The following is a 14944-nucleotide window of genomic DNA, read 5'->3' as shown; positions in this document are numbered from 1 at the left end:
CATTCGGCCGCTCGCCAGAAGGAATGAGACCGTGAGGAAACCAGCGACCAATAGGAGGCGACTCGCCATCGCCCTGCTGCTGACCTTCGCCATCGTCGGGGTCTTCGTGGTGCGGCTGGTCGACATCCAGGTCGTGCGTGCCGACCAGCTCAACAAAGACTCCTTCAATAAGCGAGCGATCGCCGTGACGAGCTACGCGGCGCGCGGCAACATCGTCGACAGCAACGGAGAGGTGCTCGCGGCGAGCGTGCTGCGGTACGACATCACCGCATCTCCCCGCAATGTGCACGATTTCGATCGCAAGGTCGATGGAAAGACCATGCACGTCACAGTGCTCCAGGCCGCGGGCGAGATCGCCAAGGTCACGGGTCAGGACCAGAACGTCGTGTATCAGGCGCTCACGAAGGACCCCACCTCCGATTTTGCCTACGTGGCGAAGGGCGTCGACACGGCGAAGCTTCGTGCGGTCCGCAAACTCTCGATCCCGGGCATCTGGGATCAGAAGCACCCGGCTCGCACCTATCCGGATGGCGCGGTCGCGGGAAACCTGGTCGGCTTTGTCGGCACTGACGGTCCGCAGGTGGGCCTCGAGAAGACCGAGGACTCGTGCCTCGCCAGCACCGATGGCTCGTCCACCTACGAGCGTGGGGCGGACGGTGTGCGCATCCCCGGCAGCACCGTGACCACGAAGGAAGCGGTCAACGGCGGCACCCTCAAGCTCACGATCGACAGCGACCTGCAGTGGTTCGTGCAGCAGGCCATCGGTGAGCAGGCCACGGCCATCGGCGCGCAGTCGGCGACGGCGGTCGTCGTGCGGGTCAAGGACGCGCACATCATGGCGCTGGCCGACTGGCCGTCCGTCGACCCGAACAACGTCAACGGCACACCCTCCGCCAACTACGGCTCGCTCGCGTTCCGGGCATACTACGAGCCAGGTTCCACGATGAAGGCGCTGAGCGCCTCAATGCTCATCGACTCGGGCCTCGCCAACCCCGGCACGCCGGCGACGGTTCCCGCAGTGTGGACGACGCCGGAGGGCAGCAGGATCCACGACGCCACCGGTCATCCGACAGAACGCCTGACCCTGACGGGAGTGCTGCAGCAGTCCTCCAACGTGGGCATCTCGATGATCGGCATCCGGGTACCCGAGCAGCAACGATACGACTACATGCAGAAGTTCGGTCTCGGCCAGGAGACCGCCGTCGGGTTCCAGGGCGAACAGGGCCGCGGCATTCCACCGTTGAAGAACTGGGACGACCAGAAGAAGTACGACATGCTCTACGGCCAAGGCGTCGCGGTGACCGCGGTGCAGCTCGCGGGCGCATATCAGGCTCTCGCCAACGGCGGAGTCAGGCTCCCGTTGACACTCGTCGAGGGGTGCACGAAGCCCGACGGCACCGTGACCGACCTACCACCGACCGCGGGCACCCGGGTGATCTCGGAGGCATCGTCGAAGACGGTCGTGAACATGCTCGAGAGCGTCGTCACGGGCGGTGAACTCGGTCCGGTGCTGCGGATCCCCGGCTATCGTGTGGCCGCAAAGAGTGGAACTGCCGAGGTCGCCGGACCCAATGGAGTCGGCTACACGCGAGACCGAATCGTGTCGCTCGCGGGCATCGCGCCGGCCGAGAACCCGCAGTACGTCGTACTCGTGACCTATACCAAGCCAGCTATCATGAAGTCATCGGCTGCCGCTGCGCCGACCTTCCATAAGATCATGACCCAGGTGCTCAAGTACTACCGAGTTCCACCGTCTACGACTCCTTCGACGAGTCCGCCGGCCACCTGGTGAGAAAGAGGATGACTTGACCGCTCGGATCCCCCCGGTTCTCAGGCCGGAGCATCCGTTAGCAAGGCCGCTCTCGGCGCTCGTCGCTGAATTCGGACTGGACCACACAGGCTCGCTCGACGGAGTAGAGGTCACGGGCGTGACCCTGCGCAGCAGCGAGGTGGAGCCGGGCGACCTGTATGTGGGTATCCAGGGTGCGCACAGCCACGGCGCGAGCTTCGCCTCCGCAGCGGCCGAGGCGGGTGCCGTGGCGGTGCTGACGGATGCCGCCGGCGCCGAGCTCGCAGCGGACTCGGGCCTCCCGACGCTCATCGTCGATTCGCCGCGATCCGCTCTCGGAGATGTCTCGGCCTGGGTGTACCAGACCAACGATCATCCGCCGCTGCTGCTCGGTGTCACGGGCACAAACGGCAAGACCTCGGTCGCCTATCTCCTCGAGGCGATCCTCAAGCAGCTCGGTCTCGTGACCGGCCTCAGCTCGACCGCCGAGCGCCACATCGGAGACCTCACCGTCGTCAGCCGCCTCACCACGCCCGAGGCGAGCGAACTGCACGCGCTGCTCGCCAGGATGCGGGAGAGCGAGGTGCGCGCGGTCGCGGTGGAGGTGAGCGCACAGGCGCTCAGCAGCAACCGAGTGGATGGCATCGCCTTCGACGTCGTGGCCTTCACGAACCTCAGCCATGACCACCTCGATGATTACTCCGACATGGAGCACTACTTCGAGTCCAAGCTGTCGTTCTTCACTCCCGAGCACGGCAAGCGCGGCGTCGTGTCCCTCGACTCGCCCTGGGGCCATCGGGTCGTCGAGGGCTCGCGCATCCCGGTGACCACGGTCTCGGCGATCGCCGGTACCGAGGCCGAGTGGACCGTCGAGATTCTCGACGAGCGGGCCGCATACACGGAGTTCCGTCTCACCGGGCCCGAGGGCCGCTCGCTCGCCAGTCGGGTTCCGCTGATCGGATGGCACATGGCCTCCAACGCTGGCCTCGCGATTGTGATGCTGGTCGAGGCCGGCTTCGAACTCGAGGCCGTCGGCCAGGCCATCGGCGACGGCATCGAGGCCTACCTGCCGGGCAGGACCGAACTGGTGAGCGGTCAGACCGGACCGTCCGTCTACGTGGACTTCGGACACAGCCCGGATGCATTCCTCAACACCCTCGCCGCCGTGCGCAAGGTCACGAGCGGCAAGGTCATCATGGTCTTCGGCGCCGACGGCGACCGTGACGCGACCAAGCGGCACGATATGGCGCGCGTCGCCTCGGAAGGCTCGGACATCCTCGTCATCACCGACCACCACCCTCGATTCGAGGACCCGGCATCGATCAGGGCGACCCTCGTCGAGGGAGCGGGACTGGCCGAGCACCAGGCCAAGCTCTATGAGGTCAGCCCTCCCGAGAGTGCCATCCGCCACGCCGTCTCGTTGGCCGCGGAGGGTGACTCGATTCTCTGGGCAGGCCCCGGGCACCAGGACTATCGCGACATCCGCGGCGAGCGCACGCCCTATTCGGCTCGAGCCGAGGCCCGCGATGCCCTCCGTGAAGCTGGCTGGGTATAGGTGATCACTCTCACCCTGGCGGAGATTGCGGCCGCCGTAGACGGCGCGCTCGAACTCCGCGATAGTGCCTCGGCCTCCGACGCCGTTTCGGGAAGCGTGCAGACCGACTCGCGACTCGTCGTCGGCGGCTCGATTTTCTTCGCCCTGCGCGGTGAGACCACCGACGGCCACCTCTTCGCCGAGAAGGCGGTGACCGCGGGCGCCTCGCTGCTCGTCGTGGAGCGTCCCCTGGACCTCGCTGTGCCGCAGATCGTCGTCACCGACGGCGTCGTGGCGCTCGGCGCGCTGGCGAAGGAGGTCGTCACCCGCGTGCGAGCGGACGGTCACCTCCGAGTCGTGGGCGTGACCGGCTCGAACGGTAAGACCACCACGAAGAATCTCCTGAAGGCCGTGCTCGAGGCCGAGGGGCCGACGGTGGCTCCGCAGGGCTCGTACAACAACCAGGTCGGCGCACCGCTCTCGATGCTCCAGATCAACGGGCAGACGCGCTATCTCGTCGTGGAGATGGGGGCGGGTGGGCCCGGCGAGGTGGGCAATCTCGCCGCGATCGCCAAGCCGGATGTCGCCATCGTGCTCAAGGTCGGGCTCGCACACGCCGGGGTGTTCCGCACACTCGAAGCCACCCAGGCGGCGAAGGCCGAAATGGTCACCGGACTGCCGTCATCCGCCGTCGCCATTCTCAATGCCGACGACGGCCGCGTCGCCGCCATGGAGTCTCTCACGGCGGCTCGCGTCGTGTGGTTCGGACTCGACGAGCGCGCCGACCCGCGGGCGGAAGACCTGGTGGCCACCGCGAGCGGCACGACCTTCACGCTCCACAGCGGCAGCGAGCATCGGCAGGTGACGCTTCGCATCCTCGGCGAACACCACGTGATGAACGCTCTGGCGACGATCGCCGCGGTGCGCGAGCTCGGCGTCCCCGTCGATTCGGCCGTGCGAGCCATCGAATCCGTGGCGCGGGCCGAGCGCTGGCGGATGGAACTCCTGCATCCGGGCGGCGGGATCACGATCATCAACGACGCGTACAACGCGAGTCCCGATTCGACCGCGGCGGCGCTCAAGACTCTCGCCCAGGTGGTCGAACCCTCGCAGCGCTCCGTCGCGGTTCTCGGCGAGATGGCCGAGCTAGGGGAGGTCTCCGACGAGGAGCACGACCGCATCGGCAGATTGGTCGTCCGGCTCAACATCCAGAAGCTCGTCGTCGTGGGTCACGCCGCCAGACACATCCACAACGCGGCGGGCCTCGAGGGTTCGTGGGACGGGGAGTCGGTGCTCGTTGCTGATGCGGATGAGGCATACGATCTTCTGCGTGACGAATTGCGCGAGGGCGACATCGTGCTCGTGAAATCCTCGAAATCGGCCGAGTTGAGATTCCTCGGTGACCGCCTGGGAGGTGTCGAGGCATGATCGCCCTCCTCGTCGCGGCCGCGGTCTCGATGATCTTCACACTGCTGCTCACCCCGCTATTTGCGAGGGCATTTCGAAGGCTCAACCTCGGCCAGTTCATTCGCGCTGACACGCCGACGACCCACGTCGTCAAGCGCGGTACGCCGTCGATGGGCGGCGTCATTTTCATCTCCGCGTCCGTGATCGGCTACTTCCTCGGCAAGCTCGTCGCTCGAGAGCAACCGTCGATGTCTGCGCTCCTCGTCATCCTGATGATGGTGGGCCTCGGATTCGTCGGATTCATCGACGATTTCCTCAAGGTGCGCAGGAAGAACAGCCTCGGCCTTCGCGGGCCGTACAAGATCGTCGGCAGCACGATCGTGGCGATCATCTTCTCGGTGATCGCGCTGAACCATCGCGATGCTCACGACCAAACTGCGGCCTCCACCGCGATCTCGTTCGTGCGCGACATCCCCGGGCTCAATCCGGTCGCCGCTTTCGGCGCAGGCATCGGACTCGTGATCATCATCGCGTGGATCATCCTGATCACGACCTCCGTCTCGAATGCGGTCAATCTCGCCGACGGTCTCGATGGTCTCGCTGGAGGCTCATCCATCCTGGCCATCGGCTCCTACGTGGTCATCTGCTTCTGGCAGAACAAGCAATCCTGCTTTGGCATCCTCCCCGTAGCCGACCAGGCGAAGTGCTACGACGTGTCCAGGCCGCTGGAACTCGCGGTCATCGCGGCCGCAATCGTCGGCGCGGTCATCGGCTTCCTCTGGTGGAATACCTCGCCAGCTCAGATCACGATGGGCGACACGGGTTCCTTCGGCCTCGGCGGAGCGCTTGCGGCACTCGCGATCCTGTCTCGCACCGAACTGCTCCTGGTCCTGATCGGCGGCCTGTTCCTGGTCGTGACCGGCCAGGTCATCGTGCAGCGCCTGTACTTCAAGGCCACCAAGGGCAAGCGCATCTGGCGGGCTAGTCCGCTGCACCATCACTTCGAAATGAAGGGATGGCCAGAGGTCACGATCGTCGTGCGTTTCTGGATCATCTCCGGCCTCTTCGTCGCGGCGGCTGTGGGCATCTTCTATATCGAATGGGTGCTGCACTCCTGATGAAGAGTTCCGTCGAGGTAGCCGGCCTCAGTAGTTGGTACGACGACTGGACCGGGCTGCGCGTGGCGGTCCTCGGCCTCGGGGTCACGGGATTCGCCGTCGCGGATACTCTCGCCGAGCTCGGGTCCCGCTGTCAGGTCTTCGCCGACACCGCGGACGAGAAGACCGCCCAGTTGCTCGAGGTGATCGGTGTTCCTCTGATGGAGACGACGACGGCCGAGGCTCTCGAAGCGTTCGAACCGGAGCTGCTCGTCGTGTCACCCGGATTCCGCCCGTCCCATCCGATGGTCGACTGGGCCGCCACTCGAGGCGTGCCCGTCTGGGGCGATGTGGAACTGGCCTGGCGACTGCGCGACAAGACCGGTGAGCCTGCCGAATGGATCACGGTCACCGGAACCAATGGCAAGACGACCACTGTGCAGCTCGTCACCGCGATGCTCGCTGCGGCCGGCCAGCGGGTGATCGCCTGCGGCAATGTCGGCGTGCCGGTGCTCGATGCGATCCGCTACCCGGCCGGCTTCGACGCCCTGGTGGTCGAACTCTCGAGCTTCCAGCTGCACTACGCCGACAGCATCTCCGCGCATTCGAGCGCGTGCCTCAATCTGGCCGATGACCATCTCGACTGGCACGGTTCGGCCGAGGCGTATCGAGCGGCGAAGGCGAAGGTCTACACGGCGACCAAGCACGCCTGCGTCTTCAACGAACAGGATGCCGCAACCATCGCCATGGTCGAGGAGGCAGACGTCGTCGAGGGCTGTAGGGCGATCGGGTTCACACTCGGGGTGCCCGGACCCAGCGATCTCGGCATCGTCGACGGGATCCTGGTCGACCGGGCCTTCCTGCCCGATCGTCATCACTCCGCCCTGGAGGTGTCCACGGTCGCCGAACTGGCGAGCGCGGGTCTCGGCTCCTCGCACATGGTCGCGAACGTGCTTGCGGCATCCGCCCTGGCTCGTTCGTACGGTGTTGAGCCCGGCGTCATCCGCTCGGCTCTCGCGGACTTCAGGCTTGACCACCACCGCACCGAGCTCGTCGCGGTCGCGGAGGGCGTGCGCTGGTACAACGATTCGAAGGCCACCAATCCGCACGCCGCAGCCGCGGCACTGCGCTCATTCGAGAGCATCGTGTGGATCGTGGGGGGCTTGTTCAAAGGCGTGGATGTCGACGCACTGGTATCGGCGCAGGTCTCGCGGCTGCGCGCGGCCATCCTCATCGGCGAGGACCGCGAATCCCTGCTGGAGGCTTTCGCGCGACACGCGCCACAACTCCCGGTGTTCGAGGTCGCCACGACCGACACTAAAGGGGTAATGCCAGCGGCCGTAAGGCTGTCGGCCGCGGTCGCGCAGAGCGGGGATGTAGTGCTGCTCGCTCCGGCGGCCGCGTCAATGGACCAGTTCAGCAACTATGCCGATCGGGGTAATAGGTTCACCGCTGCAGTGCACGATTTGTTGGGAGATCAGTCGGATGACGACCAGCCTTCCTCGCGCTCCCCGCAATCCGGCACCTGAACCCGAGCCAAGACCCTCGCGGGCTCCGGCCGCGGTTGTCGCGGTGCGCAGGATCTTCGCGACCGAAACGAGAAACTACTTCCTGCTGCTCGGTGCGACGCTCTTCCTCGTCGTCTTCGGTCTCGTGATGGTGCTCTCCTCGTCGTCGGTCGAATCCTTCAAGGCGAGCGACGACTTCTTCAGCGGCTTCGCACGCCAGGGCCTGTTCGCCGTGCTCGGTGTTCCGCTCATGCTGATCGCCGCCCGGATGCGCGCGGCGTTTTGGAAGAGGTGGGCGGGCGTGGCGATGATCGCCGCCATCGCCCTGCAATTCCTCGTGGTGGCGACCCCGCTCGGCGTCGAGCACGGTGGAAACAAAAACTGGATCTCCATCGGCTGGTTCAATGCGCAGCCCTCCGAGGTCGCCAAGGTGGCCCTCGTGCTGTGGCTCGCCCTGATCCTGTCGAGGAAGCAGGACGTGCTCGAGGACTGGCGCGAGCTCGTCATGCCACTCGTGCCGGTCGCCGGAACCGCCGTCGGACTGGTGCTGCTCGGCGGCGACCTGGGCACCGTGATCATCCTCAGTTCGATCGTGCTCGGCAGCGTCTTCTTCGCCGGCGTGAGGCTGCGCTTCCTGGCCGTCCCCGTGCTGGTGGTCGGCCTGGCCGGACTCTTCTTCGCCTTCGGCACCAGTTCGCGGCAGGAACGCTGGCAGGCCTTCGCGAGCGGATGCGCGTCGAATGATGACTACTCCGGCAGCTGCTGGCAGACCGTACACGGCTGGTGGGCACTCGCCTCCGGCGGAGTCTTCGGAGTCGGGCTCGGCAATTCGAAAGCGAAGTGGTCGTGGCTCCCGGAGGCCGACAATGACTTCATCTTCGCCATCATCGGCGAGGAGCTCGGCCTTCTCGGCGCCATCGTCGTGCTCCTCCTCTTCATCGTCATCGCAATCTCGTTCGTCCGCATCATTCGCGCTAACCCCGACCCGTTTGCCAAGCTCGTGGTGAGCGCGGTGATGGTCTGGATCATCGGCCAGGCCTTCGTCAACATCGCCGTGGTGCTCGGCGTTCTGCCGGTGCTGGGTGTGCCGTTACCATTGATCTCTGCCGGAGGCTCTGCCCTCGTCACCACCCTGTTCGCCATCGGTATCGTGCTCTCGTTCGCGAGGCATCCGGCGGATGAGCTCGGTCGACAGCGATGACCCGGTACCTGCTGGCTGGCGGGGGAACCGCCGGTCACGTCAACCCGCTGCTCGCCGTGGCCGACCGCATCGTCGAGCGCGACCCGGACGCGGTCATCCGGGTTCTCGGAACGCAGGAAGGGCTCGAGTCCAGGCTCGTCCCGGCGCGCGGCTACGAACTCGTCGTGGTTCCCAAGGTTCCGTTTCCGCGCCGGCCGAATCGCGGCGCGCTGCGCTTTCCCAGTGCGTTCGCGCGCTCGGTCGCGCTCATTCGCGGAATCATTCGCGAGCTGGAGATCGACGTGGTCGTCGGGTTCGGTGGCTATGTCTCCGCGCCCGCCTACGTCGCGGCGAAGCGTGAGCGCGTGCCCATGGCGATTCACGAGGCGAACGCCAAGCCGGGCATCGCCAACCGGCTCGGGAGCCGGCTGAGCAGGTTCGTCGGTGTCGCGTTCCGCGGGACCAGGCTGCCGCACGCGCGCTTCGTCGGCATGCCTCTGCGGCGCGAGATCGAGCGACTCGATCGCCGCGCGCTGCGAGCCGAAGCCCTCGCCTTCTTTGGACTGGATGGCTCGAGGCCGGTACTGCTCGTGACAGGTGGATCACAGGGCGCGCAGCATCTCAACGAGACGGTTTTGGAGGGTGCGCCCGCGATCATCGGCGCGGGTTGGCAGATTCTGCACATCGCGGGGGAGCGCTTCGAGCGGCGCGAGATCGAGCTCCCGCACTACCTGCTGCTCGCCTATTGCGACCGCATGGACCTCGCCTTTGCCGCGACGGACCTCGCCGTCTCTCGCGCGGGATCCGCCACCGTCAGCGAACTCACCGCGCTCGGCGTGCCGGCCGTCTACGTGCCGCTCGCCTTCGGGAACGGCGAGCAGCGGTTGAACGCGGCGGAGGCCGTGCGCGCTGGCGCGGCACACATGATCGAGAACGCGGGGTTCACCCCCTCGTGGATCGTCGAGCACCTGGTTCCGATTCTCGACGATCGTGCCGGGCTTGCCGAGATGAGCGCACGGGCCATGTCAATCGGCGTCCTCGACGGCGCAGACCGCACCGTGGACCTCGTCGGGGATGCCCTCGCGAGCCGGGTACATTGGCAACGATGATCAAGTCCGACTTCTCCCAGGTCATGCCCGACAATCCGGGCTCCGTGCACTTCGTCGGCATCGGTGGTGCGGGCATGAGCGGCATCGCCCGGATGCTTCAGGCCGCCGGCCATACGGTGACGGGCTCCGACATCCGCGACACCGCGACGGTCAAGGGATTGCGCGACCGCGGGGTGGCGATCGCAATCGGCCACGACGCGGCGCACGTTGTCGGCGCCGACACGCTCGTGGTGACGGGTGCCATCGCCGAGGACAATCCCGAATACCTCGCGGCCCGCGCGGCCGGCATCCCGATCGTGCATCGAGCCCGCGCCCTCGCCTGGCTCACCGGCGGTCGCCGGCTCGTCGCCGTTGCCGGGGCGCACGGCAAGACCACGTCGACGGCCATGATCGTGACCGCTCTGCGGGTGCTCGGCGAAGACCCGAGCTTTGTCAACGGGGGAGTGATCCGCTCGCTCGGCCTCAGTGCCGCACCGGGCAAGGGAGAGCTCTTCGTTGTGGAGGCCGACGAGTCGGACGGCTCGTTCCTGCTCTACGATTCTGCCGTCGCGCTCGTCACGAACGTCGACCCGGACCATCTCGACCACTATGGCTCCGAGGAAGCGTTCGAAGACGCCTTCATCGCCTTCGCGGAGAAGGCGAGTGAACGCGTCGTCATATCGAGCGATGACCCGCGCTCGGTGAGCATCACGTCGAGGTTGCGCTCAGACGCCGTAACGACCTTCGGCCAGGCGGCCGGGGCAGACGTGCGACTCCACTCTGTGCACGCAGCCGAGACGATCGAGTTCGATCTGGCCTGGCGCGGTGTCGACTATCACGCGAGTCTCAGGGTCGCGGGCCTGCACAACGCCACCAACGCGGCGGGTGCGTTCGGTGTGCTCGTCGGCCTTGGATTCGAGCCCAGGGTGGCGCTCGACGCGATCGCCGCCTTTGAAGGCACGGAGCGCCGATTCGAGCTTCGCGGTGAAGTCTCCGGCGTCAAGGTCTTCGACGATTTCGCCCATCACCCCACCGAGGTCAGGGCCGCACTCTCGGGCGCGCGCGACGTCGTGGGTGCGGGCAGGCTCATCCCGATCTTCCAGCCGCACCTGTACAGCAGAACCCGGATGCTCGCCGCCGAGTTCGCCGACACCTTCGAAAGCCTCGCGGACCACACGATCATCGTTCCGATCTACGGAGCGCGCGAGGAGCCGGAACCCGGCGTCACGGGTGAACTGATCAGCGCACGATTCAGCGATCCGAGCAGGGTCACCTACATGGACGACTGGCAGCGTGCGGTCGACTATGCAGCCTCGATAGTGCGCCCCGGCGACTTCGTCATTCCGATGGGCGGGGGCGATGTCTACCAGCTCATCCCTCAGCTGATCTCGGCGCTGGAACGCGCCGCGGGCAGCACGGAGGGGTAGCGGGCACGAGATGAAGAGACCGGAAGGATTCGATCCCCGCCCGCCGCAACCGCAGGTGCCGCCCACCGGTGAGTCGGACTCGCGCGGTGCCCGCGGGAAGAGCGAGAAGCAGACGAGGAAGAAGTCCGCATCTCGGAAATCGTCCACCACCGCGCGCGCGCCCAAGGTCGCAACCACGTCGCAGGCCGCACCAGCATCAGAGGCCGCAGCAGCGCCCAAGGCGACGAAGACGTCGCGAGCGCGAAACGGCGAGGCTCGAGACTCCACCACCGCGCGACGCGCCGCTGCCGAGGCGAGGAAGGCCGCGCGAATAAGGCGCCGCTACGAACGCAGCGAAGTGCGCCGCTTCACCCGTCGCAGCCGTCATCGCCGCCTGGCCTGGCTCACCGCGGGTGGCGCCATTTTCGTGCTGTGCGCACTGGTTGCCATCGCGGTGTACTCGCCGCTGCTCGCGCTGAAGACCATCAGGATCGAAGGGGCCTCGCGAGTGAGCGCGGCCGATATCCGTGCCTCGCTCAAGGACCAGCTCGGCACACCGCTCGCCCTCCTCGATTTCGCCGAGATCAAAACGGACCTCGCGAAGTTTCCACTGATCCGCAGCTACGTGACCGAAGCCGTTCCACCGAACACGCTCATCGTGCACATCCTCGAGCGTTCACCCATCGGCGTGCTCGAATCGCCCTCTGGCTACACCGTGGTTGACGCGGCGGGGGTCACGATCTCCCACTCGACCGAGCGCCCGCAGGGCTTGCCGATCATCGATTCCGGCTCGCTCAAGGGCGATTCGACGGCGTTCAAGGCCGCGGTCGCGGTGCTGCTCGCCCTGCCCGATTCGGTAGCGAAGCGGGTCGGCATGGTCACCGCGCGCACGAACGACGATGTCACACTCGTGCTCGATGGGGTGGGCCAGCGCGTGGTGTGGGGGAGCGCGGATCGATCCGCGATGAAGGGCAGGGTCCTCGCCGATCTGATCGCGCACCAGGACCCGAACACCGTCGTCGAATACGACGTCTCGGCTCCGAACAACGCCGTCGTCCGCACCGGATAAGCGTGCTGCTTCGACGGATGTCGCGGCAGTTTCCGACACGCTGGCTATCTTGACCGCACCACGGTCGCCTCGCGCTTAGCTTCGAATCAGTAAAGCTATACTGAGCATAACTTTAAGCCTCTAGCAGAGGTTTAATGTTCCCCGTCGGAGGCCGGACGTGACATCAAACCAGAACTACCTCGCCGTGATCAAGGTCGTCGGCATCGGAGGCGGCGGCGTGAACGCCGTCAACCGAATGATCGAACTCGGGCTGCGCGGGGTGGAGTTCATCGCGATCAACACCGACGCTCAGGCGCTGCTCATGAGCGACGCGGACGTGAAACTTGACGTCGGTCGCGAGATCACCCGCGGTCTCGGTGCGGGTGCCGATCCCGAGGTCGGTCGTCGTGCCGCCGAGGATCACGCGGAGGAGATCGAAGAGGCGCTGGCCGGCGCCGACATGGTATTCGTCACCGCCGGCGAGGGCGGCGGAACAGGCACCGGTGGCGCTCCCGTCGTGGCGCGCATCGCGAAGTCCATCGGCGCGCTGACCATCGGAGTCGTGACGCGGCCGTTCGGCTTCGAGGGCAAGCGCAGGGCCGCCCAGGCCGAGGTTGGAGTCACCGCGCTCAAGAGCGAGGTCGACACCCTCATCGTCGTGCCGAACGACCGCCTGCTCGAAATCAGCGACCGTGGCATCAGCTTCCTCGAGGCATTCGCAACGGCCGACCAGGTACTTCTCGCCGGCGTGCAGGGCATCACCGACCTCATCACGACGCCTGGCCTCATCAACCTCGACTTCGCGGACGTCAAGTCCGTCATGCAGGGTGCCGGATCGGCCCTCATGGGCATCGGATCCTCCCGCGGGGCGGACCGGGCCATCAAGGCCGCGGAGCTGGCCGTGGCATCTCCACTGCTCGAGGCCAGCATCGACGGTGCGCACGGCGTGCTGCTCTCGATCCAGGGCGGGTCGAACCTCGGAATCTTCGAGATCAACGACGCGGCCAGACTCGTTCAGGAGGCCGTGCATCCGGAGGCGAACATCATCTTCGGTGCCGTCATCGACGACACGCTTGGCGATGAGGTACGCGTCACGGTCATCGCCGCCGGTTTTGACGGCGGCGAACCGGTCGTGAAGAAGGTGGGACACCGCTCCAACTTCGTGGATGCTCCAGAGGGCGCTGAATCCGAGCGCGCGACCGAGGAGACGCCCACGGACGAGGGCGTGCGCTCCGTGCCGATCTGGCAGGGTGAACCCGAGCTTCCGACCTCGCAGAGCGATCCCGTCTTCGGCGACGACGATGACGATCTGGACGTTCCAGACTTCCTCAAGTAGCGGGAATCCGGCGGCGGGTGATGGCGGAGCAGTTCGACGCCGAGCTGGGCTCGCGTTTGCGGCTTGTGCTGGATTCTGTCGACGAAGCCGCGCGGATCGCCGGGCGTGAGCCCTCGGCGATCACGACGATCGTCGTGACGAAGTTCCACCCGGCCGGACTCGTTCGTCGCCTGCACGAACTCGGGGTACGCGACTTCGGTGAAAACCGGCACCAGGAGGCCATGGCGAAGGCCACGGAACTCGCCGATCTCGACCTGGACTGGCACTTCGTGGGACAACTGCAGAGCAAGAAGGCGCGACAGGTGCGCACCTATGCCTCGGTCATCCACTCGCTGGATCGACCCTCGGTGGTTGACGCCCTCTCCTCTGAGGATGGTTCGGTCGACTGCTTCGTGCAGCTCAACCTCACCGACGACCCAGGCAGGGGCGGGGTGCAGGATGTGGAGCTCGAGCAGCTGACCGCTCGCGTTCTCGAGACGGCCGGCCTCCGTCTCCTCGGAGTGATGGCCGTCGCACCGCTCGACGAAGAACCGCGGCGGGCCTTCGCGCGGGTGCGAAGTGCGTCCGAACGCGTGCGCACGCTCGCCCCGGATGCCACATTCATCTCCGCCGGTATGTCGGCCGATTTTCGGGACGCGATCCTCGAAGGCGCGACACACCTACGGATCGGCACGGCAATCACGGGAAAGCGGCCGGCCGACGGTTAATCTCGAATGAGCAGTTCCACCACAGGAGGCAAGAAGATGGCTAACCCGTTGCGCAAGACCATGGTTTACCTGGGTCTGGCAGATGAAGAGTTCGACTATGAGGACGCAGCGCCGTCCGCACCCGTCGCGCCGGTAGCGCAGGCGGTTCCTCAGCCCTCGGGCACTCGCGCCCCCGTGACACCACTGCGTCGACCCACCAACACCAGAAATGCTGCCCCCGTGGAAATGAACGAAATTCTGACCGTGCATCCGCGCCAGTACAAGGATGCCCAGGTGATTGCGGAGAGCTTCCGTGACGGCATCCCGGTGATCATCAACCTTTCGCAGATGAGCGAGCCGGAGGCGCGTCGCCTTGTGGACTTCGCCAGCGGACTGTCGCAGGGCCTGTATGGCAAGATCGAGCGGGTCACCAGCAAGGTGTTCCTGCTGTCGCCCGCGCACGTCGCCGTGAGCGGCGAGCAGGCCGAGGTCGAGCCCGACGTCGACGCCTCGTTCTTCGCACAGGCCTAGCGCGAATCCGGCAGGGTCGCTGCTACACCTATGAGTACCGTGTCGCTCGTCGCGACCATCATCTACTATCTTCTGCTTCTCTATTTCCTTGCACTGTGGGTGAGGTTCGTTCTCGACCTCGTGCGCAGCTTCGCGCGCTACTGGCGGCCCAAGGGCGTTGTACTCGTGATCGCCGAGTTCGTCTTCGTCATCACGGATCCGCCGATCAAGGCGGCGCGGCGCGTTCTGCCGCCGCTGCGATTCGGCGGGATCGCGCTCGATTTCGCCTGGAGTGCCGTGATGCTGCTGGTCATTGTGCTGCTGTACATCGCGATGGCATTCCGCTTTCAGTGAG

Annotated in this window: 13 protein-coding genes; all 13 read left to right on the top strand. The window is 66.1% G+C overall.

Annotated features, from left to right (window positions below; translation table 11 throughout):
• Nucleotides 1-31: 31 nt before the first annotated feature.
• The 13 genes from ABUA37_RS05950 (at nt 32) to ABUA37_RS05890 (ending at nt 14943) form a co-directional block, all read left to right on the top strand.
• The gene (locus tag ABUA37_RS05950; protein WP_349898213.1) at nt 32-1792 is read left to right on the top strand and encodes a peptidoglycan D,D-transpeptidase FtsI family protein; all 1761 of its coding nucleotides are present in this window, start codon (nt 32-34) and stop codon (nt 1790-1792) included.
• Nucleotides 1793-1805: 13 nt separating this feature from the next.
• The gene (locus tag ABUA37_RS05945; RefSeq protein WP_349898212.1) at nt 1806-3344 is read left to right on the top strand and encodes a Mur ligase family protein; all 1539 of its coding nucleotides are present in this window, start codon (nt 1806-1808) and stop codon (nt 3342-3344) included.
• On the top strand, nt 3345-4751 hold the full coding sequence (locus tag ABUA37_RS05940) for a UDP-N-acetylmuramoyl-tripeptide--D-alanyl-D-alanine ligase (protein WP_349898211.1): 1407 nt from the start codon (nt 3345-3347) through the stop codon (nt 4749-4751). It begins immediately after the preceding gene.
• The gene (gene mraY, locus ABUA37_RS05935; protein ID WP_349898210.1) at nt 4748-5848 is read left to right on the top strand and encodes a phospho-N-acetylmuramoyl-pentapeptide-transferase; all 1101 of its coding nucleotides are present in this window, start codon (nt 4748-4750) and stop codon (nt 5846-5848) included. The genes ABUA37_RS05940 and mraY overlap by 4 nt, the downstream gene beginning before the upstream one ends.
• Nucleotides 5830-7356, top strand: coding sequence for a UDP-N-acetylmuramoyl-L-alanine--D-glutamate ligase (gene murD, locus ABUA37_RS05930; RefSeq protein ID WP_349898209.1), 1527 nt, complete (start codon nt 5830-5832; stop codon nt 7354-7356). The genes mraY and murD overlap by 19 nt, the downstream gene beginning before the upstream one ends.
• A gap of 43 nt (nt 7357-7399) precedes the next feature.
• Nucleotides 7400-8536, top strand: a complete 1137-nt coding sequence (gene ftsW, locus ABUA37_RS05925) for a putative lipid II flippase FtsW (protein ID WP_349898208.1) — start codon at nt 7400-7402, stop codon at nt 8534-8536.
• The gene (locus ABUA37_RS05920; protein ID WP_349898207.1) at nt 8533-9624 is read left to right on the top strand and encodes a UDP-N-acetylglucosamine--N-acetylmuramyl-(pentapeptide) pyrophosphoryl-undecaprenol N-acetylglucosamine transferase; all 1092 of its coding nucleotides are present in this window, start codon (nt 8533-8535) and stop codon (nt 9622-9624) included. Before ftsW ends, ABUA37_RS05920 begins: the two co-directional genes overlap by 4 nt.
• Entirely contained in the window at nt 9621-11030 is a 1410-nt protein-coding gene (gene murC, locus ABUA37_RS05915) for a UDP-N-acetylmuramate--L-alanine ligase (RefSeq protein WP_349898206.1), read from the top strand. The genes ABUA37_RS05920 and murC overlap by 4 nt, the downstream gene beginning before the upstream one ends.
• A 10-nt stretch (nt 11031-11040) precedes the next feature.
• Nucleotides 11041-12078 (top strand): FtsQ-type POTRA domain-containing protein, encoded by a 1038-nt coding sequence (locus ABUA37_RS05910; RefSeq protein WP_349898205.1) that lies wholly within the window; start codon nt 11041-11043, stop codon nt 12076-12078.
• A 157-nt stretch (nt 12079-12235) separates the two neighbouring features.
• Entirely contained in the window at nt 12236-13393 is a 1158-nt protein-coding gene (gene ftsZ, locus ABUA37_RS05905; RefSeq protein WP_349898204.1) for a cell division protein FtsZ, read from the top strand.
• Between the two features lie 20 nt (nt 13394-13413).
• Complete coding sequence (locus ABUA37_RS05900) at nt 13414-14100, top strand: YggS family pyridoxal phosphate-dependent enzyme (RefSeq protein WP_349898203.1); 687 nt, start codon at nt 13414-13416, stop codon at nt 14098-14100.
• Between the two features lie 36 nt (nt 14101-14136).
• Nucleotides 14137-14610, top strand: coding sequence for a cell division protein SepF (locus tag ABUA37_RS05895; RefSeq protein ID WP_349898637.1), 474 nt, complete (start codon nt 14137-14139; stop codon nt 14608-14610).
• Between the two features lie 30 nt (nt 14611-14640).
• Nucleotides 14641-14943 (top strand): YggT family protein, encoded by a 303-nt coding sequence (locus ABUA37_RS05890; RefSeq protein ID WP_349898202.1) that lies wholly within the window; start codon nt 14641-14643, stop codon nt 14941-14943.
• Nucleotide 14944: the final 1 nt, after the last annotated feature.

The organism is Parafrigoribacterium soli (assembly GCF_040227235.1).
Taxonomy (GTDB): Bacteria; Actinomycetota; Actinomycetes; order Actinomycetales; family Microbacteriaceae; genus Parafrigoribacterium_A; species Parafrigoribacterium_A soli.
Note: the sequence above shows the minus strand (reverse complement) of the source record. Positions and strands in the feature narration are given on the sequence as shown.

Excerpts from the sequence above, each read along its gene's own strand:
- ABUA37_RS05910 (WP_349898205.1), top strand. The coding sequence starts at position 11,041 with ATGAAGAGACCGGAAGGATTCGATCCCCGCCCGCCGCAACCGCAGGTG.
- ABUA37_RS05900 (WP_349898203.1), top strand. The coding sequence starts at position 13,414 with ATGGCGGAGCAGTTCGACGCCGAGCTGGGCTCGCGTTTGCGGCTTGTG.
- ABUA37_RS05920 (WP_349898207.1), top strand. The coding sequence starts at position 8,533 with ATGACCCGGTACCTGCTGGCTGGCGGGGGAACCGCCGGTCACGTCAAC.
- murC (WP_349898206.1), top strand. The coding sequence starts at position 9,621 with ATGATCAAGTCCGACTTCTCCCAGGTCATGCCCGACAATCCGGGCTCC.
- mraY (WP_349898210.1), top strand. The coding sequence starts at position 4,748 with ATGATCGCCCTCCTCGTCGCGGCCGCGGTCTCGATGATCTTCACACTG.
- ABUA37_RS05895 (WP_349898637.1), top strand. The coding sequence starts at position 14,137 with ATGGCTAACCCGTTGCGCAAGACCATGGTTTACCTGGGTCTGGCAGAT.
- murD (WP_349898209.1), top strand. The coding sequence starts at position 5,830 with ATGGGTGCTGCACTCCTGATGAAGAGTTCCGTCGAGGTAGCCGGCCTC.
- ABUA37_RS05890 (WP_349898202.1), top strand. The coding sequence starts at position 14,641 with ATGAGTACCGTGTCGCTCGTCGCGACCATCATCTACTATCTTCTGCTT.